Annotated in this window: 19 protein-coding genes; 14 read left to right on the top strand and 5 right to left on the bottom strand. The window is 70.5% G+C overall.

Annotation, left to right across the window (positions count from 1 at the left end; translation table 11 throughout):
• Positions 1-55: 55 nt before the first annotated feature.
• Genes cobA through J2847_RS18795 form a run of 8 tightly spaced genes read left to right on the top strand, consistent with a single transcriptional unit; the run spans position 56 to position 5,883 of the window.
• Positions 56-847, top strand: coding sequence for a uroporphyrinogen-III C-methyltransferase (cobA, locus tag J2847_RS18830; RefSeq protein WP_209780418.1), 792 nt, complete (start codon positions 56-58; stop codon positions 845-847).
• Positions 840-1,184 (top strand): c-type cytochrome, encoded by a 345-nt coding sequence (locus tag J2847_RS18825; protein ID WP_209780417.1) that lies wholly within the window; start codon positions 840-842, stop codon positions 1,182-1,184. Before cobA ends, J2847_RS18825 begins: the two co-directional genes overlap by 8 nt.
• Entirely contained in the window at positions 1,181-2,395 is a 1,215-nt protein-coding gene (locus tag J2847_RS18820; protein WP_325169442.1) for a cytochrome D1 domain-containing protein, read from the top strand. The genes J2847_RS18825 and J2847_RS18820 overlap by 4 nt, the downstream gene beginning before the upstream one ends.
• Before the next feature lie 14 nt (positions 2,396-2,409).
• Positions 2,410-2,868, top strand: coding sequence for an AsnC family transcriptional regulator (locus tag J2847_RS18815; protein WP_209780416.1), 459 nt, complete (start codon positions 2,410-2,412; stop codon positions 2,866-2,868).
• A complete protein-coding gene (gene ahbB / locus J2847_RS18810) occupies positions 2,859-3,392 on the top strand; it encodes a siroheme decarboxylase subunit beta (RefSeq protein ID WP_209780415.1) in 534 nt (177 codons plus the stop codon). Before J2847_RS18815 ends, ahbB (J2847_RS18810) begins: the two co-directional genes overlap by 10 nt.
• Positions 3,392-3,841, top strand: a complete 450-nt coding sequence (locus tag J2847_RS18805; RefSeq protein WP_233474621.1) for an Lrp/AsnC family transcriptional regulator — start codon at positions 3,392-3,394, stop codon at positions 3,839-3,841. Before ahbB (J2847_RS18810) ends, J2847_RS18805 begins: the two co-directional genes overlap by 1 nt.
• Entirely contained in the window at positions 3,838-4,356 is a 519-nt protein-coding gene (gene ahbB / locus J2847_RS18800) for a siroheme decarboxylase subunit beta (RefSeq protein ID WP_209780414.1), read from the top strand. Before J2847_RS18805 ends, ahbB (J2847_RS18800) begins: the two co-directional genes overlap by 4 nt.
• A gap of 27 nt (positions 4,357-4,383) precedes the next feature.
• The gene (locus tag J2847_RS18795; RefSeq protein WP_209780413.1) at positions 4,384-5,883 is read left to right on the top strand and encodes a cytochrome D1 domain-containing protein; all 1,500 of its coding nucleotides are present in this window, start codon (positions 4,384-4,386) and stop codon (positions 5,881-5,883) included.
• 54 nt (positions 5,884-5,937) lie between these two features.
• Here J2847_RS18795 and J2847_RS34845 read toward each other — a convergent pair whose 3' ends face one another.
• Entirely contained in the window at positions 5,938-7,785 is a 1,848-nt protein-coding gene (locus tag J2847_RS34845; RefSeq protein WP_209780412.1) for a di-heme oxidoredictase family protein, read from the bottom strand.
• Positions 7,786-8,217: 432 nt separating this feature from the next.
• On the opposite strand from J2847_RS34845, the gene J2847_RS18785 reads away from it, so the two are divergent.
• Genes J2847_RS18785 through J2847_RS18775 form a run of 3 tightly spaced genes read left to right on the top strand, consistent with a single transcriptional unit; the run spans position 8,218 to position 12,595 of the window.
• Positions 8,218-9,522: a ferritin-like domain-containing protein gene (locus tag J2847_RS18785; RefSeq protein WP_085554053.1), complete on the top strand. Its 1,305-nt coding sequence runs from the start codon at positions 8,218-8,220 to the stop codon at positions 9,520-9,522.
• Between the two features lie 60 nt (positions 9,523-9,582).
• Positions 9,583-11,424 carry a LodA/GoxA family CTQ-dependent oxidase gene (locus tag J2847_RS18780; protein WP_209780411.1) on the top strand — a complete coding sequence of 614 codons (1,842 nt, stop codon included), beginning with the start codon at positions 9,583-9,585 and terminating at the stop codon, positions 11,422-11,424.
• Entirely contained in the window at positions 11,414-12,595 is a 1,182-nt protein-coding gene (locus J2847_RS18775; protein ID WP_209780410.1) for an FAD-dependent oxidoreductase, read from the top strand. Before J2847_RS18780 ends, J2847_RS18775 begins: the two co-directional genes overlap by 11 nt.
• 7 nt (positions 12,596-12,602) lie before the next feature.
• Here J2847_RS18775 and J2847_RS18770 read toward each other — a convergent pair whose 3' ends face one another.
• A complete protein-coding gene (locus tag J2847_RS18770; protein WP_209780409.1) occupies positions 12,603-14,285 on the bottom strand; it encodes a Hint domain-containing protein in 1,683 nt (560 codons plus the stop codon).
• A gap of 419 nt (positions 14,286-14,704) precedes the next feature.
• Here J2847_RS18770 and J2847_RS34660 point away from each other — a divergent pair, with 419 nt between their 5' ends.
• The 3 genes from J2847_RS34660 (at position 14,705) to J2847_RS18760 (ending at position 19,467) form a co-directional block, all read left to right on the top strand.
• The gene (locus tag J2847_RS34660) at positions 14,705-14,839 is read left to right on the top strand and encodes a hypothetical protein (protein WP_267912543.1); all 135 of its coding nucleotides are present in this window, start codon (positions 14,705-14,707) and stop codon (positions 14,837-14,839) included.
• 179 nt (positions 14,840-15,018) lie between these two features.
• Complete coding sequence (locus J2847_RS18765; protein WP_411800604.1) at positions 15,019-15,492, top strand: YciE/YciF ferroxidase family protein; 474 nt, start codon at positions 15,019-15,021, stop codon at positions 15,490-15,492.
• Positions 15,493-16,047: 555 nt separating this feature from the next.
• The gene (locus J2847_RS18760) at positions 16,048-19,467 is read left to right on the top strand and encodes a DEAD/DEAH box helicase (RefSeq protein WP_209780407.1); all 3,420 of its coding nucleotides are present in this window, start codon (positions 16,048-16,050) and stop codon (positions 19,465-19,467) included.
• 85 nt (positions 19,468-19,552) lie between these two features.
• Here J2847_RS18760 and J2847_RS18755 read toward each other — a convergent pair whose 3' ends face one another.
• The 3 genes from J2847_RS18755 to J2847_RS18745 form a co-directional block, all read right to left on the bottom strand.
• On the bottom strand, positions 19,553-19,786 hold the full coding sequence (locus J2847_RS18755; protein ID WP_209780406.1) for a hypothetical protein: 234 nt from the start codon (positions 19,784-19,786) through the stop codon (positions 19,553-19,555).
• Positions 19,787-19,810: 24 nt separating this feature from the next.
• Positions 19,811-19,948, bottom strand: a complete 138-nt coding sequence (locus tag J2847_RS18750) for a hypothetical protein (protein ID WP_209780405.1) — start codon at positions 19,946-19,948, stop codon at positions 19,811-19,813.
• Positions 19,949-20,053: 105 nt separating this feature from the next.
• Positions 20,054-20,296, bottom strand: a complete 243-nt coding sequence (locus J2847_RS18745; RefSeq protein WP_209780404.1) for a hypothetical protein — start codon at positions 20,294-20,296, stop codon at positions 20,054-20,056.
• Positions 20,297-20,318 lie beyond the last annotated feature (22 nt).

The raw sequence follows: 20,318 nt of genomic DNA, 5'->3' as shown, positions 1-20,318 counted from the left end.
TGACAGGACAAACACGGCCGGGGGGCGACCTCCGCCATTGACGATCGGATGGGCCATGACACACGGACGAGTCTATCTGGTGGGGGCGGGGCCGGGCGATCCGGATCTGCTGACGGTCAAGGCGCACCGGCTGCTGCGGAGCGCCGGCACCGTCGTCTACGACCGGCTGGTCGGCGCCGACATCCTGCGCCTGATCCCGCGCAGCGCCGAGCGCATCTTCGTCGGCAAGGCGCCCAAGCGCCACACCCTGCCGCAGGAGGAAATCAGCCGCCTGCTGGTCGACCTCGCCCTGAGCGGACGCAACGTCGTCCGCCTCAAGGGCGGGGACCCCTTCATCTTCGGGCGCGGCAGCGAGGAGGCGCTGGCGCTGGTCGAGCACGGCGTTCCGTTCGAGATCGTCCCCGGCGTCACCGCCGCCACCGGCTGCGGCGCCTACGCCGGCATCCCGCTGACGCACCGGGGGCTTGCCACCGGCGTGCGCTTCGTCACCGGGCACGGCAAGGAGGACGGTCCGCTCGACCTCGACTGGGCCGGCATGGCCGACCCGAACACCACACTGGTGCTCTACATGGCCCTGGCCAACCTCGCCGACATCGGCGCCCGGCTGATCGCGGCGGGGATGGATCCGGAGACGCCGGCCGCCGTGGTCGCCGCCGGGACCTCCGCCCGCCAGACGCGGCTGCTCGCCACGCTGGCGACCCTGCCGGAGCGGGCGGCCGCGACCGGGCTGCCGGTGCCCTGCCTCGTCATCGTCGGGCGCGTCGTGGCGCTGGCCCCCCAGCTCTCCTGGTTCCAGCCGGGGGTGGCGGCCGAGGAGCCTCCGCTGCGGGGACGGGTCCATGCGTAGCCCGTCGCCGCGCGGCCTGCTGGCGGCCGTCCTGCTGGCGGCGGCGGTGCCCGCCCCGGCCCCTGCCTTGGCCGACGATGCCCCGCCGCCGGGGCGGCGGGCGGCGCTGCTCCACATGCTGCGGCAGGATTGCGGCGCCTGCCACGGCATGACGCTGAAGGGCGGGCTGGGAACGCCGCTGCTGCCCGCCGATCTGGCGGCCAAGGCGCCCGACGCGCTGGCCGACGTCGTGCTCGACGGCGTCCCCGGCACGCCGATGCCGCCCTGGCGCGCCCTGCTGACCGCCGGCGAGGCGCGCTGGATGATCGACCGTTTGCGCGAGGGACTGGACCGATGACACCCTGTTTCCGACGGCCGCTGTTCGGCCTTCTGCTCGCTTCCGCCGCCATTGCCGCCGCCATTGCCGCCGCATTCGCCATGCCGGCGGCGGCCGACTCCCTGCGCGGCACCAACGATCTGGGGATCGTGATCGAACGCGCGGTGGGCAGGCTGCTGGTGGTGGAGACCTCCGGGCGCAAGGCGCTGGCCGAGGTGGCGGGGCTGGGCGACCTGTCGCACGCCGCCGCCGTCTTCTCGCGCGATGGGCGCTTCGCCTACGTCTTCGGCCGCGACGGCGGGCTGTCCAAGGTGGATCTGCTGACCGCGACCATCGTCAAGCGGGTCATGCAGGCCGGCAACAGCATCGGCGGCGCCATCTCGCAGGACGGGCGGCTGGTCGCCGTGCAGAATTACGAGCCCGGCGGGGTCAAGGTGTTCGACTCCGCGACGCTGGAGCTGGTCGCCGACATCCCGGCGACCTACGGCGACGGAACCGCGCGCTCGAAGGTGGTCGGGCTGGCCGACGCGCCGGGCAACCGCTTCGTCTTCACGCTGTACGAAGCCGGCGAGATCTGGGTCGCCGACCTGTCGGACCCGGCGCGGCCCGCCTTGCGCAAGTATCCGGACATCGGACGCCAGCCCTACGACGGGCTGGTGACTCCGGACGGGCGCCACTACATCGCCGGGCTGTTCGGCGAGGACGGGCTCGCCCTGCTCGATCTGTGGAACCCCGACGCCGGGGTGCGCCGCATCCTCGGCGGCTACGGCCGGGGCGAGCAGCCGCTGCCGGTCTACAAGATGCCGCACCTGCGCGGCTGGGCGCAGGCCGGCGGACGGCTCTATCTGCCGGCCATCGGCCGCCACGAGGTGCTGGTGGTCGACGCCGCGACCTGGACCGAGGTCGCCCGCATCCCGGTGAGGGGCCAGCCGGTCTTCGTCATGGCGCAGCCGGACGGACGGCAGGTCTGGGTCAACTTCGCGCTGCCCGACAACGGCTTCGTCCAGGTGATCGACGTGCCGACCTCCACCCTGGTCAGGACGCTGGAGCCGGGGCCGGGCGTGCTGCATCTGGAGTTCACGCCACGCGGCGAACAGGTCTGGGTGTCGGTGCGCGACCAGGACCGCGTGCGCGTCTACGACACCGGCAGCTTCGCCGAGGTTGATGCCCTGCCGGCCGACAAGCCGAGCGGCATCTTCTTCACCGCGCGCGCCAACCGCATCGGCCTGTGAGGGAGGGCAAGGCGATGAGCATCGTCACGGATTCCACCGACCGCCGCCTGCTCGACGAGTTCCAGCGCGGCTTTCCCCTGGTCCCGCGCCCCTTCGCCGAACTGGCAGCCCGGCTCGGCGGCAGCCCGGCCGAGATCCTCGACCGGCTGGGCCGCCTGACGGCGGCGGGCGCCGTCGCCCGCATCGGGGCCACGTTCCGGCCGAACCGGGTGGGATCCAGCACGCTGGCCGCCATGGCCGTGCCACCCGCCGACCTGCCGCGCGTCGCCGCGCTGGTCGGCGCGTTCGATGAGGTGAACCACAATTACGAACGCGAGCACCGGCTGAACCTGTGGTTCGTCGTCACCGCCGAGGATGCGGGGCGCGTGCGCGCCGTGCTGGCGGAGATCGGGGCCGCGACCGGCCTGTCCGTGCTCGACCTGCCGATGGAGCGCGGCTACCACCTGGATCTGGGGTTTCCGCTATGGCGTTGACCGAAACACTGGAGCGGGACCGGCCCGCCGAACGACTCGCCGACCGATCCGACGGCCGGCTGCTGCGCCGGCTGCGCGACGGGCTGCCGCTGGTGGCCCGGCCGTTCCTGGCGATCGGGCAGGCCATCGGCCGGTCGGAGGCCGACGTGATCGCCGCCATCCGCGATCTGGTGGAGACGGGCGCCGCGTCGCGCTTCGGCGTCATCGTCGATCACGCGGCGCTCGGCTTCACCGCCAACGCCATGGTGGTGTGGGACGTGCCGGACGAGCGGGTGGACGCGGTGGGGGCGGCGCTCGGCGGGCGGCGCGGGGTGTCGCTGTGCTACCGCCGCCCACGCCGTCCGCCGGTCTGGCCCTACAACCTCTTCACCATGATCCATGGCCGCGACCGCGACGAGGTGCGCGCGCTGGTGGAGGAGTTGGCGGCGGGCTGCGACCTCGCCGGCGTGCCGCGCGAACTGCTGTTCACCGCCCGCCGCTTCAAGCAGACGGCCCCCTGCTACGGCCGGGACCGGAGGGCGTGATGGAACTGGACGGGATCGACCGTGCCCTGATCAACCGCCTGCAAGACGGGCTGCCGCTGACCCCCCGCCCCTTCGCCGACGTGGCGGCGGAACTCGGGCTGGATGAGGGAACGGTGATCGACCGTGTCGCCGCCCTGCGGAGGTCCGGGGTGCTGAGCCGCTTCGGGCCGCTCTACAACGCCGAACGCATGGGCGGCGGCCTGTCGCTCGCCGCCATGGCGGTGCCGGCGGAGCGCTTCGAGGAGGTCGCGGCGCTGGTGAACGGCTTCCCGGAGGTCGCCCACAACTACGCGCGCGAGCACACGCTTAGCATGTGGTTCGTCCTCGCCACCGAGACGCCGGAGCGGCTGTTCGCCGTGGCCGAGGCCATCGAGGCGCGGACCGGGCTCGCCGTCCGGCTTTTCCCCAAGCTCGCGGAATACGCGCTGGATCTGAGGTTCACGGCATGACCGGCCACACGCCCGCCGCTTCCACGCCCCTTGCGGCGACGCTCGACGACACCGACCGCCGGCTGGTCGTGGAGACCCAGACCGGTCTGCCGCTGGTGCCCCGGCCCTTCGCCGAACTGGCGCTCCGGCTCGGCATCGCCGAGGAGGAGGTGATCGCCCGCTTCGGACGCATGCTGGAGGCCGGAATCGTCCGCCGCATCGCCGCCGTGCCCAACCATTACCGGCTGGGCTACGCCGCCAACGGGATGAGCGTGTGGCGGGTGCCGGCCCCCGTCATCGACGAGGCCGGGCGTCTGCTGGCCGGCCTGCCCTTCGTCACCCACTGCTACCGCCGTCCGGCCCATCCGCCGGACTGGCCCTACACGCTGTTCGCCATGGTCCATGCCAGGGACCGCGCCGAGGTCGAGGCCCGCATCCGGACGATGGCCGATCTGCTGGGCGGCCGCAGCCTCGGGCACGACGTGCTCTACAGCACCCGCATCCTCAAGAAGACCGGCCTGCGCCTGTCCGCGTGACCGCTCCTTACGCCGGAGATCCTCTTCATGCACGCACGCTTCCTCCTCGCCGCGGCGGCGCTCGCCATCCTGACGCCGGGACCGGCCCCGGCGCAGGAGGGTCCCGCCGCCCGCTACGCCGAGCATTGCGCGGCCTGCCACGGCGGCGACCGGCTGGGCGCCATCGGCCCGGCGCTGCTGCCCGAAAATCTTGGGCGGATGAAGCTTGCCGACACCGTCCGGCTGATCGCACAAGGGCGTCCCGCCACCCAGATGCCCGGATTCGCCGATCGGCTGAGCGAGGCGGAGATCACCGATCTTGCCGCCCATGTCCTCGCCCCGCCGGCGCAGGAGCCGTCATGGAGCGACGCCGACATGGCCGCCAGCCACGTCGTGCACACGCGGCCATCGGCGCTGGCCGTCCGGCCCGTGCACACGGCCGACCCGCTGAACCTCTTCACCGTGGTCGAGGCCGGGGACCATCACGTCACCATCCTCGACGGCGACCGTTTCGAGCCGCTTGCCCGCTTTCCCAGCCGCTTCGCCCTGCATGGCGGCGTGAAATACTCGCCGGACGGACGCTTCGCCTATTTCGCCTCGCGCGACGGCTGGGTGTCGGTCTACGACCTCTACGGGCTGGCCCAGGTGGCGGAGATCCGGGCCGGCATCAACACCCGCAACATCGCGGTGTCGGCCGACGGGCGCTTCGTCGCCGTCGGCAACACGCTGCCGCGCACGCTGGTGCTGCTCGACGCCCGCGACCTGACGCCGCTGAGGACCATCCCGGTCGTCACGCCGAGGGGCGGCGCGCGGGTCAGCGCCGTCTACGCCGCCCCGCCACGCCAGAGCTTCATCCTCGCCCTGAAGGACGTGCCGGAAATCTGGGAGATCGCCACCGGCACGGCGGCCGACGGCAAGGAGCCCTTCGCCGTGCGGCGGATCGAGCTGGACGAACCGCTCGACGATTTCTTCTTCGACCCGCCCTACGCCAACCTGATCGGCGCCTCGCGCGACGGCGGCAAGGGGCAGGTGGTCGATCTGACGGCGGGCCGCAAGATCGCCGAGGTGGAGTTGCCCGGCATGCCGCATCTGGGGTCGGGCATCAGCTGGATGCTGGATGGCCGCCGGGTGATGGCGACACCGCACCTGAAGGGGGCGGCGGTCAGCGTCATCGACATGACGGACTGGAGGACGGTCAAGCGCATCGACACGCTCGGCCCCGGCTTCTTCATGCGCAGCCACGAGACGACGCCCTATGCCTGGACCGACGCCTCGCTCAGCCCGCGCCGGGACACGATCGAGATTCTCGACAAGCGGACGCTGGAGATCGTCCGGACGCTGACGCCATGGCCCGGCAAGACCGCGTCGCATGTGGAGTTCACCCGCGACGGCCGCCACGCGCTGGTCAGCGTCTGGGAGGATGACGGCGCCCTGGTCGTCTACGACACCGCCAGCTTCGAGGAGGTGAAGCGCCTTCCCATGCGCAAGCCGGTGGGGAAGTACAACGTCTTCAACAAGATCCGCTATTCCGAAGGGACCAGCCATTGAGGCGGAAACCGGCGGCTTCGGCCTGTTCTCCGAAGCCGCCCCCGCATCCGCCGGTCAGAACGGCACCACCGCTCCGGGCAGCGGCGGCAGACGCAAACTGGACAGATAGGCGATCAGCGCCTGCTGATCGTCATGGCTCAAGGCGTAGAAGGCGTTGATCACCGGGTCCGCCTCGCTGCCGGCGCACTGGTAGGGGAACTCGGCGGCGAGGCCGTCCGGGCGGGTGCCGCCGTGGAAGCGGATCGCCTGGACCAGATCCAGCGCGCGCCCATCGTGCAGATAGGGCCAACTGTCGGCGACGCCCCACAGCGGCCGGGTCAGGAATTGCTGCGGGGGAACGGCGATGGCCGCCACATCCGTGCCTTGCGGCGCGATGTCGGCGAGGCAGGGGCCCATGTCGTGGAGGCGCAGGTCGCTCAGGAGCGGCACCGCCAGGGGGCCGTCCGGCGTGTCGTGCGGCAGCCGGGCGCGGGCGTAGGCCGGCGGCGGGTTCGTCGTGTCATCGGGCTTTCCACCGTCCAGACCGCGCCAGGGCATCGACGGGGACGCCCGGCTCGCCAGCGTGTTCAGGTTGATCTCCAACCCGCCGACCGCGACCGTGTCGGCGTCGGCCACCGCCCTGGCGTAGAGGGCGGCGACCGCCGCGTCCGGCGCGCCCTGGCGGATGGCATCGCCGGCGCCCGCCGCCGCCTTGGCCAGCCGCGCCCGCGTCTCGCGCACCACCGGCAGATGGTCGGTGCCGGGCAACGGGTTGACCAGGGTCGGGGCCGCCACGGTCCGGCGGCGCGCTTCCGCGCCGCGTCCCGCGTCCCGCGACGGCAGCGCGATCCCGGCATCGGAGCCCACCCGGTCGGGATGGTCCAGCACGGTGCCCCACTCGATCGTCACCACCGGCCGGTCGAGGGTCTGGACCGGGACATGGCAGGACGCGCACATGGCGCTGCCGGCCGGAAGGCCGGCGTCCGTCGCCGTGCCGGCGAAGATCGCGGCGCCACGGGCCAGCCTGGCCTTGCCGGTCTGATCGGCCGGCGTCTCGACCACCGGCGGCCGGGTCAGCGCCACGAAGCTGGTCAGCGCCCCGATGTTGCCGTAGCTCAGTTCGTTGATCACCCCGTCGCCGTCGTTGTCGTTGTTCTCACCGACGACCTCGACCGCCTCCATGCTGAAATGGAACTGGGTCGCGGCGGCCGCGAAGTGACGGACCGACGAGGCGATGCCCTTCCACTGGAAGGGGCGCACGACCAGATCCTGGGCGACCCCGGTCAGCCGGCCGTAATCGTAGACGACCGTCTGGCTCATGCTGTCGTAGAGGGCGCCGAGCCAGCCGAAGGACAGATTCTTGGCCGACAGCGGGAGGGTTACCGCCTTGTCGGGCGTGTAGCGGGCGAGGTCGGCGAGGTGGGCCTGCTGTCCGAGCAGCAACCCGGTGATCTCGTTGGCCAGCGCCTGGGTGTAGCCGGTCCCGAACACATGCGGCGGGTTGCGGATCAACTGGGTCAAGGGGTTGGGAAACTGGCTGTTGATGAAGGCGTTGTTGCCGATGCCGGCGGCCCCGCCGATCGCCGGCTGGGTGCGGGTCGCCGGTCCCGGCGGGGTGGCGGCGGCGAGATCCGGCTGAACGGTGGCGCCGATCGACGTGTGGCACTCGTAGCAGCTCTGGCTGTCGATGCCGTTGAGGCGCAGGAAGGGAATCGGCGGCGGCACGCCGCCATCCGCCGTCGCGTAGGGGCTGAACGGGGAGTTCGGGTAGAGCGCCTTGCGCTGCCACGCGCGCGGGCCGTCCGCCCCCTCCCCCCAGCCATCCTGAGGGAAGTACGGATAGCTGAAGAAGTGCGCGCCTGATTCGAGGATCCGTCGCAACGGGACGCCACCGGACATCACATCCTGCTGCTGGATCGTCACGCTTTCCGTGATGTTCGCCTGCTGGGCACCCGCATTGGAGGTCGCAAATGCGGAAACGCTCAGCACAACGATTGGCCATGCCGCGGCACGAACGCTTGCCATGCGCAGAAACTCCCGTTTTTTTGTGTATACGGCCATACTGGCGCGGCATTCTTAAAAATCAATCGGAATAATTCATATTCATGCGTTCAAAAACAAAATTTCTTCTTATTATTATCGGAGAACCCTACAGACGTAACCGACAAATTCACCTAGATGAAGGGATTATTTCAATATTAACACAATTCCATATCATGGTATGCTGTGGAATTTAGAATTATTGACTCGTTGATTATTCAAAATTTCTTCCCGATAGTCGTCGCACGCGACGCATCAACGCGCGCCGGAACAGCGGCGCGAGAGCGGCATCACCGATCGGGAGGGACGCGGAACATGGCTGAGGAACGTCTTCTGGAACGGGCGCAGGGGAAGGCGGCGCCCCTGTCGGTCGCCTACACGCCGATCTCGACCCTGGAGGATCTGCGCGCCGCCGCACAACTGGCGATCCAGGTCGAATTCACCACCGTGCCCGCCTATCTGACGGCGCTCTATTCGATCACCGACAAGAGCTCGGCCGCCTATCAGGCGCTGCGCAGCGTCGTGGTGGAGGAGATGTTCCACCTCAATCAGGCGGCCAACATCCTGGTCGGCATCGGCGGGCAACCCAAGCTGACCGGAAGCGCGGTGCCCACCTACCCGACCTACCTGCCTTCGGCCAGCACCGCCGGCACGCCCTATGTCGGGCTGTACCGGGCTTCGCAGGCGGTGTTCCGCAACGTCTTCATGGCGATCGAGACCCCCGCCCCCTTCACAGCCCCGCCGCAGGGCAGCAACTACCAGACCATCGGCCAGCTCTACAAGGCCCTGTGGGACGGCATCCGGACCTGCGTCGAGCGATATGGCGCGTCGACCGTCTTCGCCCAGGACCCGGCGGCCGAGCAGCGCACCGACATCTATCTCGGCAAGTTCGGCGGCAAGGCCGTTGCGGTGACCGACGAGGACAGCGCCCAGCTCGGCATCGAGCAGATCGTCCAACAGGGGGAGGGCGCGGTGAACCCGACCCATCCGCTGGTTCCCCAGCAGCCCTACGGCGCCTACGAGCATTACGGCGCCCGCACCGACGGAACCTACGGGCCGATCCTCGGCACGCCCTACGAGCTGTCGCACTACTACAAGTTCCTGCGCGTGGCCGACGCGCCCGATTTTCCCGACACGCTTCCCATCGTCTCCAACCCGCGCGTGTCGGATTTCAGCAACGACACGGCCGTCCTGGCGGTGAAGGCGTTCAACATCGGTTACAGCGTGATGCTGCAAAGCCTGGAGGCCTCCTTCACCAAGGCGGGCGGCGCGGCGGACGTCTACTTCACGCTGGCCCTGCCGCTGATGCACAACCAGTTGCCGACGCTGGCCAACCTGCTGATGCAGCTTCCCGCCTTCCCCGACGGCGACGCGGCCGTCGGACCCAACGCCGCCCCGACCTTCGAGTATGTCGAGGACGCCAGCTTCGACAGCTTCCTCGCGGCGTTGCACGCCCTCGACGATTCGCTGGCCGGCCAGGGGCTGCGCCTGCTCGCCGCCCCGGTGTCGCCACCGGCCCCGCCGGCTCCGGCCCCCAAGCACCGGGAGGCGCTGCATGGGGTGATCGCCGGCGTCCGGACGCTGAAAAGCCGCTCCGCCGCCGCCGGTCTCGGCCTGTAACCCGACCGGCACCGCCCAAACGGCACCACCCGGCCAGAATCGGACAGCGAGGGGAAAACCATGTCCAACACCGTCTATTCCATCGTCCCCGCCATCGGCATCGCCCGCGTCGGCAACGCACCGCAGGATTTCTACATCGGTCCCGAGACGGAGGGCGGCCTGCCCACCCTGCCCGACGGCCGCACGGTCGGGGAACAGGATTTCCGCGACGCAAGCGGCCGTCTGCGCCGGCAGGCGGCGCGCTTCCGCGTGATGCGCAGCGTCGACGGCGGACCGCCGGAGGAGATCACGCTGAGCAGCGACGACGTGTCGGCGATCCGCTGGCACGTCCATCTCGCCAACAAGAAGTCGAGCTGGTACGAATTCCAGACCTCGAAGGGCGAGGATGGCTACGCGTCGAACCACCCGCTGCGCAACGCCAAACGGACCACGACCGAGGAACGCCGCGCCCTGATCATCGACGCCGGCCCGCGGTCGATCGAGGGAATCATCGCCCCGTCGCAGCCCTTCTCCCGCGACACCATCCCGCCGGGCTACGCCGGCAGCTTTCCACCGGAAGGGCTGAAGCCCTACCCCATCGACACGCTGGGCGAACTGCGCACCGACGCGGAGGGCCGCCTTCTGGTGCTGGGCGGCCTGGGGCATTCCGGATCGGAGAGCGAGTCGCCGAAGATCGGGCAGTACGCCAACAACGACGGCTGGTGGGACGACACGTCGGACGGGCCGGTGTCGGTGACGATCAGTCTGCTGAACGGCGACGACGTGGAGGTCGGCGGCGCCTGGGTGCTGGTCGGGCCACCCTCCTACGCGCCGCAGATCCCCAATCTGGTGACGCTGCACGACACCATCTTCGACGTGGTGGTGCGCAAGCAGGGGCTTCGCCCCGACATTTTCGAGGACGGGCTCTGGAAGGCCGGGGCCACCGGTTACAAGCCCTTCTTCGAGAGCGACATCAAGCCGATCTTCGAGCGCGTCGCCCGCTACCCCTGGGTCGCGGCGATCCCGCCGAAGCCGCACAGCTTCGACTTCGCGAGGCTCGGCGATCCGAATCCCGAGCTTAACGGGTTCCGTTCCTATGTTCTCGACATCATCCGCCCGCCCGGCGCCGAGAATGTCCTGGTGAACGCCAGCACCGGCGCCACCGCCATGCCCTATCTGGCCGGCGACGACGCGTTGAGCGCCTCGAAGCCCGGCACCGTCACCGCGGCGACGTCGAAGTACCTGCGCCTGACCGACACCCAGTACTTCTTCCTCCAGCAATGGGCCGACGGGTGGTTCGAGCGGGGGGGCGAGCCGGCCGGAAGCGCCGGCGATCCGATCACCCGCGGCGTGCTGGCCAACTGCGTCGGCGGCGCCTTCTCGCCGGGCATCGAGATGACCTGGATCTCCCGCAACCCGGCCATCTACGATGGCCCCTTCCGCATCAAGGCGCGTCCGGAGACGGACGGCCCGCTCAGCCTCGGCTTCGATCCGGCGGCCGGCATGGAACCGGGCGACGTGAGCCGCTACATGGCCGTCCCCTGGCAGGCCGACTTCAACGAGTGCTCCTCGCAGCCCATCGAGGGGCGGATCCTGTGGTGGTGGCCGGCGCAGCGGCCGGAATTCGTCTATCTGCCGCCCGATCCCGCCAAACTCCTGGCCGAGACCGGTCCGGCCTTCGGGCCGCAGGTGTCGTGGATCGGCACCGAGTACAACCAGAACGCCGACGACTACATCCAGTTCGCCGACGACCTGGACATGGTGAAGCTGTGGGACCAGCTCGGCTTCGTCTTCAACATCGGCACCGCCGACGATCCCCATTTCGTCGAGGTGGCGCGCCGGCTTCCCCGCACGCCCGGCTCGCAGGGCGACACCGCCGGGATCGGCGAGCCGGCGCGGCCGCTGGTGGCCGATGTCCCCTGAGGCGTTCCCCGGCGCGCTCCGCGACGCGGAAGCGGCGGACGTCCTGATCGTGGGGGCGGGGCCGGCCGGTTCCGCCACCGCCCTCGCCCTGCGCGCGGCCGGGGTGCCCCGCGTGCTGCTGGTCGACCGCGCCGCCCACGGCTCGCCGGAACGGGCCGCGCTGCGGGTCGGCGAATCGGCGGCTCCCAACGTCGGACCGCTGCTGGCCCGGCTGGGCCTGCCGGACGATCTCGAACGGCTCGGCCACCGCCCCTATCACGGCAACCTCAGCCTGTGGAGCGGCGGGGAGGTGGCGGCCGACGATTTCCTGCGCCGGGGCAGCGGCCATGGCTGGCATCTCGACCGCGCGCGCTTCGACCAATGGCTGCGCGACGCGGCGGCGGAGCGCGGCGCCCGCCTTCTGGCCCCCGCCAGCCTCGCCGGGATCGAGCGGCGGCCCGAGGGTGGCTGGACCGTCGGGCTCCGTGATCCTTCCGGTGGCCGGGGCAGCGTGACCGCCCGTGTGGTGGTGGACGCCGGCGGTCGGCGGGCACCGCTGGCGACCGCGTTGGGCGCGCGGCGGCGGCGGCTCGACCGCCTGATCGCCCTGGCCGTGGAGGGGTGTCCGGCCGGCGAGCCCGCCGGCGGCGGCTTCGCCGGCCGCTCCTTCGTGGAGGCGGTGGAGATCGGCTGGTGGTACGCGGCGGTGCTGCCGAGCGGACGCGCCATCGTCACGCTGATGACCGACGACGACATCGCCCGCACCGCCGGCCTGGGCGGCAAGGACGCCTTCCGGTCCGCCTGGGCGGCCACAGCGCGCCTGCGGGATCTGGTTCCCCCGCCCGGAAACGACCTTGGCGGCGAAGCGGCCCCGGCGGTTTTCCCAGCCGCTTCGCAGCACATCGACCGGGCGGTCGGCGCCGGCTGGATCGTTGTCGGCGACGCGCTGATCGGGTTCGACCCGCTGACCTCCTCCGGAATCGCCGGCGCGCTCGACGATGGGCTGGCCGCTGCCGACACCATCCTGCGCTGGTTCTCCGGCGACGGCGCCGAGGCCCGCGCCGCGGCGATCGGCTACGCCCGCAGGGCCGGGGACACGCTGCGCCGTTATCTGGCCGAACGGACCCGCCACTACGCCGCCGGGGGCCGCTGGCCCGACGCCCCCTTCTGGAGCCGCCGGGCCGCGCGGTGAGCCTGGATCAGGCCGGAACCGGCCGGTCCGCCACCCAACTGTCAAAATCGGCGTGCAGGCTTTCCGGCAGCTTGGCCCGGACGGCCCGGTCGTCCTGGGCGCCGTCCCGCAGGAACTGGACCTGGATCTGGTAGTCGCCGACCACGATGCCGTTGGCGATCATGGTCGTCGGCCCCTCTCCCTCGGGGTCGAGCCACAGGTTGAACAGGCCGCCGTTCGTCTGGTTCTCCTGGCGGATGGCGGTCACCGTCGTCGTCCCGTGGCGGGTCAGCACCGTGTCGCCGGCCGCCAGAGCCCCCGCCTGGACCGTGCCCGCCGGCGTCATCACCGGGTGGGTGGCCGATCCGGCGAGGGTGGCGCCGTCGGCGAACTCCAGCACGGTGATCGGACCGCTGTGCGGCTGCGCCAGCGTGGCCTGCACCGGCCGGGTTCCGCCGCCGCTGACGACGACATCCCCGGACGTGAAGTCCTCCACCGCCTTGGTCGTGCCGTCGGCGAGCGTGATCTGCGTGCCGGCGACCAGACAGTGCCAGACATAGACGATGGGCTTGATGAAGGCGACGCCGTCGCTCGGGTCGGTGTCCGGCGACAGCGAGCTGACGACGCTCGACCAGCCCACCCCATGGGTAAGATCGTCGAAGAGGACGGTCACACGGGCGGTGAAGAAGGTCCGCGTGTCGGCGACCCAGGGGCTGAGGCCGAAATTGATGGCGTTGCCGGCCGTGGTGGCGGTCGCCCGCAGCGCGAACTTCAGCGTCCGCCCCTCGGGATCGGTGGGATCGATCTCGAAATGCGGCAGATAGGGCAACGTGTCCGCAGCCTTCAACTCGGACGTGCCGCCCTCGCTGCGGGCCAGATAGAATTCCAGGATCGGGTTGGTGCTGTTCAGCGGAGCCAGCTTGTAATCGAATTTCATGCTTCCGGTCAGCGGAACGAGCAGGTGCGTGTCCTGGTGCTGGTTCTGCCAGAACCAGTAATCGATGTCGGTCTTGTTCCTGCTGCCCGTGTTGTTGTCGTAGCCGCGCGCCAGACCAATGACGATGTCATTCAGGTCGCCGGATTTGCGGTCGCTGCGGATGACGGGGTCGACGACGACCGGGTCGCGCGAGGCCTGGTAGGCCCAGGGGGTCAGCGTCGACGAGGCCTCCGTCGTGCCGTCCTGGTAGGTGATCGCGAAGGAGATGATGCCGGACAGCGTGCCGGCTGGCAACGGCGGCAGGGCGGTCGCCGGATTGGTTTCCACGATGATCGTCTGGGTGGCGAAACTGACCAGGACGCCGGAAGCCAGCGACGTCTTGACGGTGCCGTTCTCGTTGACGACGTTCAGCCAGACGGTAGCCTGGGCCACCGGCCGGGTCCGGGTCAGGACGGCGCGGGCGGTCACCACCGTGTTGCTCCGGCTGCTCGAAATGAACTCGACATACTGGCCGTCGGTGAAGGCGCCGGTGTTCCCGGCCGCATTGCTGGTCACCGCGGCGCCGGCGGATCGGGAAAACGGCGATGCGCCTCCGGTCTCGATGGCCTTGAACAGTCCGGGGTAGCGGGCGGCGGTCATCCCGCTGCGTTCGGCGTTGTCCTTCAGGAACGCCGTATGCACCGGGTCGCCGGCCGCCGGATTGCTGTTTGTTTTCAGAATCTCCAGAACCCCGGCCAGCCGATCGTTCTGGGGCTGGGTCAATGCAACAATCATGGGTCAAACCCTCCAATCAATTGTTCTGTAGATTTTGAGCAATCAAAAATCATTGATTAGGGTGCGTATGTTTTTACGGAGGAACGACAGGAAAATCACAATGATTACTCCTGTATGATTTTCGATGGCTCAGAAATTATATTTGAATCGATAACATTTGTTTTTCAATCATGGATTTTACAATCAATCTTCAGCGAACAAAAAATCGGCTCAAGGCGATTTATGGAATTTAAAAGCTGCATATATTTCAGGAAAATCCCCCTATCCGAGCAAATGCGCCGCTGACGGCAAGGCCTCACGGTTGCATCGACCTCGGCATCAGGACCGGAAAGCCACAGATCCCGACAGCGTGCCGGTGGAGAACGCGTCCATGGTGTGGCCGGAGACGACCGGCTTTCCTTCACAGCCCCCGGCATGGTTTGGCCGCCTACCGGCCGCTCGGCTCGGTGATGCTGGCACGCCGGCTTGCCTATGAACGGTCGGCGGCCTTCCGCGCCGAGCACAACGATTGCCCGATCGACGAGCCCGACCGCGCCTACCGCCCGCCGGGGTGAGGCTGGCCGGTCCCATGCCCATCCGGCCAGTGCCCTTTCGCCGCCGGAACCCTCCGGGATGCCGGCTTATTGAAGAGAATGGCGGCCCCATGCCGCCCCAAGGCCAACCGCGACCAACCGCGACCAACCGAACCGCGAGGGATACCATCATGGGCCTGTTCACCAAAGACATCAAAACGATGAACGATCTCTTCGTCCATCAGCTCAAGGACATCTATTACGCCGAAAACCGCATTCTCAAGGGCTTGCCCAAGATGATCGAGAAGGCGACCGATCCAGGACTGAGGCAGGGCTTCGAAACCCATCTGCGTGAAACGGAGGGCCAGGTCGAGCGGCTGAGGCAGGTGTTCGCGATGCACGGCGTCACGCCCGAAGCGGTCACCTGCCCGGCCATCGACGGCATCCTGAAGGAGGCCGACGAGGTCGCCGGCGATGTCGCCGACAAGCAGGTCCTCGACGCCGCGCTGATCGCGGCGGCGCAGGCCGTCGAGCATTACGAGATCACCCGCTACGGCTCCCTGATCGCCTGGGCGAAGGAGCTGGGTCGGAACGATTGCGCCGCCGTGCTTCAAAAGAATCTCGACGAGGAAAAGGCGACCGACCTCAAGCTGACCTCGCTGGCCGAATCCAGGGTCAACCGCGCCGCCGCATGAGGCCCCCCTGCCAAGGCGCCGGAGGGTCGAAACCCCGTCCGGCACCTCTTGGAGGATCCGGGCCGCTCCGCGGTGCTTCCCGGCCCCAGGCGCGTTGCCATGGCGGCGTGCTTCAACCGGAATGGCCGCCGGAAAACCCGGCACGGTCCACAGCCGCCGGTCGCGGGCGCGGCCTTGACTGGCGCGATGCTCGTCGCAAGCTGCGCCCGCCGGCCACGGCCGCCGCCGAACCGGGAGCGGGCAGTTTGGAATGAGGACCCGCGCGAGGACAGGCCCACGGCGGGGGACGGGCCGGCCTGCATCCCGGATGGGGTGGCGGCCGGCAACGGAGAGGCTCGTCATACGCCGCACACACGACATCCGGCCGCACGGAGCGTCACTTCGCCCAGGTCTTCAGGCAATGCCGCTCCGGGATCGGCTCGCGGGGAGCGGACGCTTTCCCGGAAGCGGCGGCGACGGCAAATGGCACAGACGGGGTTGCGGGCCGTTGTCGTCGAAGGCATCGCAGCCGCGGCCCGCCGATCCGACCGGAGCCCTGACCGGAGTGATGACACGATGTTCGACGGCACCCCTTCCGCCACGCACACGCCTCCATCGTCCCGATCGCCGGCGGAGCCGCCTGGCGATACCCTGACGGTCCTCAGCGAGGGGGAGCTGGCGGTCCGGCTGATGGAGCGCGCCCGGCGGCCGGGCGGCGTCCTGTTCCTGGCGCGCAGCGACAGCCGCGCCGCCCGTCTGGCCTGGGCCGTCGGCGATCTGGCCCCGGACCTCGACGTCGTGCTGCTTCCGGTCGACGAGGCCACCGCCGGCGACCGGGTGCCACCGTCGCGCGCCGTGCTGGGGCGGCGCATGGCGGGTCTGGCCGCCCTGGGGCGGCCGGCCGGACCCGGCGGCCGCCTGATTCTCGCCTCGGCCGAACTGGCCTTGCAGCGTCTGCCGCCCGCCGGTTCCTGGACGAACGGGATTCTGCGCATCGAGCGCGGCGTGCCCGTCGACGAGAAGGCGTGGCGGGCCTTCTTCGCCCGCGCCGGCTATGTGCTGGACGACCGGGTCGACGAACCCGGCGAGGTGGCGATCCGCGGTGCGGTGGTGGAGGTCTTCCCCGGCGACGGCGACCGGCCTGTGCGTTGCGAGATCGCCGACGGGATCGTCGCCGAGTTGCGACTCTACGACCCGGTTTCCCAACGTTCCACCGGGACCGTGGATGCCGTCACCCTCCATCCCGTGAGCGAGATCGTTACCGACGCCGCGACGCTCGACCGTCTGGCCGCGTCGCTCGCCGGGCGCGGCGCCACGCTTCCGGAGGATCTGCGCGCCGCCATCGAGGCGGGGCACCGCCCCTACGGCTTCGACCGGCTGCTGCCGACCGTCTTCGACGATTGCCCCCTGCTGCTCGACTGCGCGCCCGCCGCCGCGATCGTGCTGGACGCGGGCGCCCGCGACCGGATCGAGGCGCGCGCCGAGGAGCTGCGGGAGGTCCACATCGACCGGCGTCTCCGGCGGACCGACCCCGGCCCCCTGCCCGCACCGCCGGCCGAGCGCCGGCTGATCGACGCCGCCGCCTTCGAAGCCCTGCTCGCCGGGCGCAGCGTCGCCACGGTCGACCTCGTCGTGGCGGAAAGACCCGAGGAACAGCCGCGCTCGGAGCGCACGCTGCTTCGCCGCGCGAGCGCATTGATCGCCGAGGGCGCCCGCGTGCTCATCGCGGCGGGCGACGGCGCGGAGGCGGACCGGCTCGCCGCGGCAGCCGCCAGGACGCTGGGGATCGAGGCGCGCCGACCCGGCCGCTGGCCCACCGACGGATTGCCCGACGGCGGCTGCGCCGTCATGCCCCTGCGGGTGGCCGGCGGATTCGCCTGCGACGGCGTCACCGTGCTGGTGCCGCCGCGGCGGGCGCCGGGCACCGCGCGCGACGCCCCGATCCGGACACCGCTCGCCCCGGCGGAGCTGTCCACCGGCGACTTCGTCGTGCATCTCGATTACGGGATCGGCCGGCTGGTCGGGCTGGAAACCATCGAGCAAAAGGACGAGCCCGGCGACGGGACCGGCGATGCCCTGGCGGGCGATTTCCTGGTTCTCGACTACGCCCGCGACGACCGGCTGCTGGTTCCCGCCGCCGATCTCGACCGGCTGTGGCGCCATGGGTCGAGCGACAGCGGCGCCAGGCTCGACAGCCTCAAGAACGGTTCCTGGCTGGAACGCCGCGCCGTTCTGGAACGGGAGATCGCCGACACCGCCAAGGCGCTGCTCGCCGCCGCGCGCCGCCGCTCGCGGGAGAAGGCGCCGGTCATCGCCCCGCCCGCCGACCGGATGCGCCGCTTCGCCGCGCGCTTCGGCTTCGACCCGACCGAGGGGCAGGCCCGCGCGGCCGCCGACGTGATCGGCTCGATGGCCAGGGGGTGGCCGATGGACCATCTCGTCTGCGCCGACGTCGGCTACGGCAAGACGGAGGTGGCCTTGCGGGCGGCGGCGGCCGTCGTCTTCTCCGGATTCCAGGTGGCGGTGATGGCGCCGACCTCCGTGCTCGCCCGCCAGCATCTGGACACCTTCCGCCGCCGCTTCGCCGGCTTCGGCGTCACCATCGAGCCGCTGACCGGCGCCATGGACAAGGCGGAGGCGGCGCGGATCCGCGCCGGGATGGCCGACGGCTCCGTGTCCATCGTCGTCGGCACCCACGCCCTGCTGTCCAGGGAGGCCCGTTTCCAGCGCCTCGGCCTGATGGTGGTGGATGAGGAGCAACGCTTCGGCGCCGACCAGAAGGAAGCGCTGCGCCGGCGCACCAGGGGGGTGCACAGCCTCGCCCTCAGCGCGACGCCGATCCCGCGCACCCTCCAGGGCGCCCTGGCCGGCACGCGCGGCCTCAGCGTCATCGACACCCCGCCGGCCCGCCGCCGGCCGGTGCGCACCACGGTGATCCCGCGCGACCCCGAGGTCGCGCGCGCCGCCCTGCTGCGGGAGCACGCGCGCGGCGGACAATCCTTCTGCGTCGTCCCGCGCATCGCCGACCTGAAGCCGCTGGAGGCGTGGCTCCGCGCGCTGGTGCCCGGCCTGCGCATCGCCGTGGCGCACGGGCGGCTGGGACCGCAGGCGCTGGACGACGCCGTCATGGGCTTCGTCGACGGCGAAAGCGACGTGCTGCTGGCGACGCCGATCATCGAATCCGGCATCGACATCCCGCGCGCCAACACGTTGCTGCTGTTCCGTCCCGACCTGTTCGGGCTGGGGCAACTGCACCAGCTGCGCGGCCGGGTGGGCCGGGGAGCGGTCCAGGGCTACGCCTGGCTGATGACCGATCCCGACCATCCGCTGGAGGAGCGCGCCGCCCGCCGGCTCGCCTCGCTGGAGCTGATCGAGAGCCTCGGCGGCGGCTTCGCGCTGAGCCTGCTCGATCTCGACCAGCGCGGCGGCGGCGATCCGCTGGGCACCGACCAGACCGGCCATCGCCGCGCCGTCGGAACCGAGCTGTACCAGCGCATCCTCGCCGATGCGCTGCGGGCGTTGCGGCGCGAGCCCGACGAGGGCTGGACGCCCGAGGTGACGGTGGCGGTGCCGCAGACCATCCCCGCCGCCTACATCCCGGAGCCGGAGCTGCGCATCGGCCTGCACCGCCGGATCGCCCGCATGCGCGACGCCGCCGACGTCGATGCCCTGCGCGAGGAGATGGAGGACCGTTTCGGAACGCTGCCGGAAACGGTGGAGGGGCTGCTCGACGTCGCCGCCCTGCGCTGCCGCTGCCGGCGGCTCGGCATCGCGGCGCTCAAGGTCGGGCCGGCCGGCGTGGCGCTGAGCCCGCGCGGCGAGCCGGCGGCGAAGCGATGCGCGCACCTCGCCAAACGGTCGGGCGGCCTGTTCCTGGCGCGCGGGGACCGGGTGACGGCCGCGCTGGCTTCGGAGGATCCCGCCGCTTCGCTCGCCAACGCCGCACGCTGCCTCGACGCCGTCGAGTCAACGCATGGCGAAGCCACCGGCCGCTGAGATGACCGCCCGCGCACAGAAACGGCGGGATCCAAAGCAGGAGGCCCCGGACATGGGGCCTCCTTGGTTCCGGTTGCCGGCGCGGTCACGCCTCGTCGTATCCGGGCTCCCGTGTCTGGCCTGCCCGGTCATCCGTTGCCGTGTCGTCCGCAGCCTTGTCATCCGTTGCCTTGTCGTCCGCCGGCCCGGCGGGCGGGCGCTTCACCCCGGTCCCCTGCGGCTCATGCTCCTGCCCGAGCGACGGGGTTGCCGGCGGCTCGGGCATCCGGCCGCCGACCGCGTCTGGGGTCGGCCGATCCTTGCCGGGTTCGTCGTTCATGATGCTCTCCATGCTTGAAAACGGTCAGACGTCGTAGATCGGGCCGGGCGTCGCCTTGTTCGCGCCACCGGCCTCGTCCTCCTCCTTCTCCGTCAGGGTCTTGTCCCGCTCGTCGTCGGTTCCCGGCTTCGGGGCATGGTCGTCTTTCGGCTTGTCGCTCATCAGTCGCTCCCGTTGGTTTGATGCGACGTCAACAGGCGGCGGGTTTCCTTCTCGCGGTGACCGCCCTGCCATCCGGGCGGGGCGGGCGCGGCCCGGAAGGTCCCGTTACGCCTGATCCTTCACCGGGGTGTCGCCGACATGCCCCTTGCCGCCGGTGTCCGACGGCAGCGGCGTCTGGGCCAGATTGCTGTTGTTGCCATGCTGCGGGTCGTCCCCGCCATGGGGGGTGTTGCCCAGGCCCATGCTGTCGACCGCCCGCTTGGTCCGCTCGGCCTCGTCCCGAACTTTGTCCGCCCGCGCCTTGTCCACGCGGTTCGGCTGATCCTGGTTGCCAGTCTGCTTGGTCATCGCCTCATCCTTCGTCTTGATG

Source organism: Azospirillum agricola (assembly GCF_017876095.1).
Classification (GTDB): domain Bacteria; phylum Pseudomonadota; class Alphaproteobacteria; order Azospirillales; family Azospirillaceae; genus Azospirillum; species Azospirillum agricola.
Note: the sequence above shows the minus strand (reverse complement) of the source record. Positions and strands in the feature narration are given on the sequence as shown.

Excerpts from the sequence above, each read along its gene's own strand:
- J2847_RS18745 (WP_209780404.1), bottom strand. The coding sequence starts at position 20,296 with ATGACCAAGCAGACTGGCAACCAGGATCAGCCGAACCGCGTGGACAAG.
- J2847_RS18795 (WP_209780413.1), top strand. The coding sequence starts at position 4,384 with ATGCACGCACGCTTCCTCCTCGCCGCGGCGGCGCTCGCCATCCTGACG.
- J2847_RS18775 (WP_209780410.1), top strand. The coding sequence starts at position 11,414 with ATGTCCCCTGAGGCGTTCCCCGGCGCGCTCCGCGACGCGGAAGCGGCG.
- J2847_RS18770 (WP_209780409.1), bottom strand. The coding sequence starts at position 14,285 with ATGATTGTTGCATTGACCCAGCCCCAGAACGATCGGCTGGCCGGGGTT.
- ahbB (WP_209780414.1), top strand. The coding sequence starts at position 3,838 with ATGACCGGCCACACGCCCGCCGCTTCCACGCCCCTTGCGGCGACGCTC.
- J2847_RS18760 (WP_209780407.1), top strand. The coding sequence starts at position 16,048 with ATGTTCGACGGCACCCCTTCCGCCACGCACACGCCTCCATCGTCCCGA.
- cobA (WP_209780418.1), top strand. The coding sequence starts at position 56 with ATGACACACGGACGAGTCTATCTGGTGGGGGCGGGGCCGGGCGATCCG.
- J2847_RS18805 (WP_233474621.1), top strand. The coding sequence starts at position 3,392 with ATGGAACTGGACGGGATCGACCGTGCCCTGATCAACCGCCTGCAAGAC.
- J2847_RS18815 (WP_209780416.1), top strand. The coding sequence starts at position 2,410 with ATGAGCATCGTCACGGATTCCACCGACCGCCGCCTGCTCGACGAGTTC.
- J2847_RS18765 (WP_411800604.1), top strand. The coding sequence starts at position 15,019 with ATGAACGATCTCTTCGTCCATCAGCTCAAGGACATCTATTACGCCGAA.
- J2847_RS18785 (WP_085554053.1), top strand. The coding sequence starts at position 8,218 with ATGGCTGAGGAACGTCTTCTGGAACGGGCGCAGGGGAAGGCGGCGCCC.
- ahbB (WP_209780415.1), top strand. The coding sequence starts at position 2,859 with ATGGCGTTGACCGAAACACTGGAGCGGGACCGGCCCGCCGAACGACTC.
- J2847_RS18755 (WP_209780406.1), bottom strand. The coding sequence starts at position 19,786 with ATGAACGACGAACCCGGCAAGGATCGGCCGACCCCAGACGCGGTCGGC.
- J2847_RS18825 (WP_209780417.1), top strand. The coding sequence starts at position 840 with ATGCGTAGCCCGTCGCCGCGCGGCCTGCTGGCGGCCGTCCTGCTGGCG.
- J2847_RS18820 (WP_325169442.1), top strand. The coding sequence starts at position 1,181 with ATGACACCCTGTTTCCGACGGCCGCTGTTCGGCCTTCTGCTCGCTTCC.
- J2847_RS18780 (WP_209780411.1), top strand. The coding sequence starts at position 9,583 with ATGTCCAACACCGTCTATTCCATCGTCCCCGCCATCGGCATCGCCCGC.
- J2847_RS18750 (WP_209780405.1), bottom strand. The coding sequence starts at position 19,948 with ATGAGCGACAAGCCGAAAGACGACCATGCCCCGAAGCCGGGAACCGAC.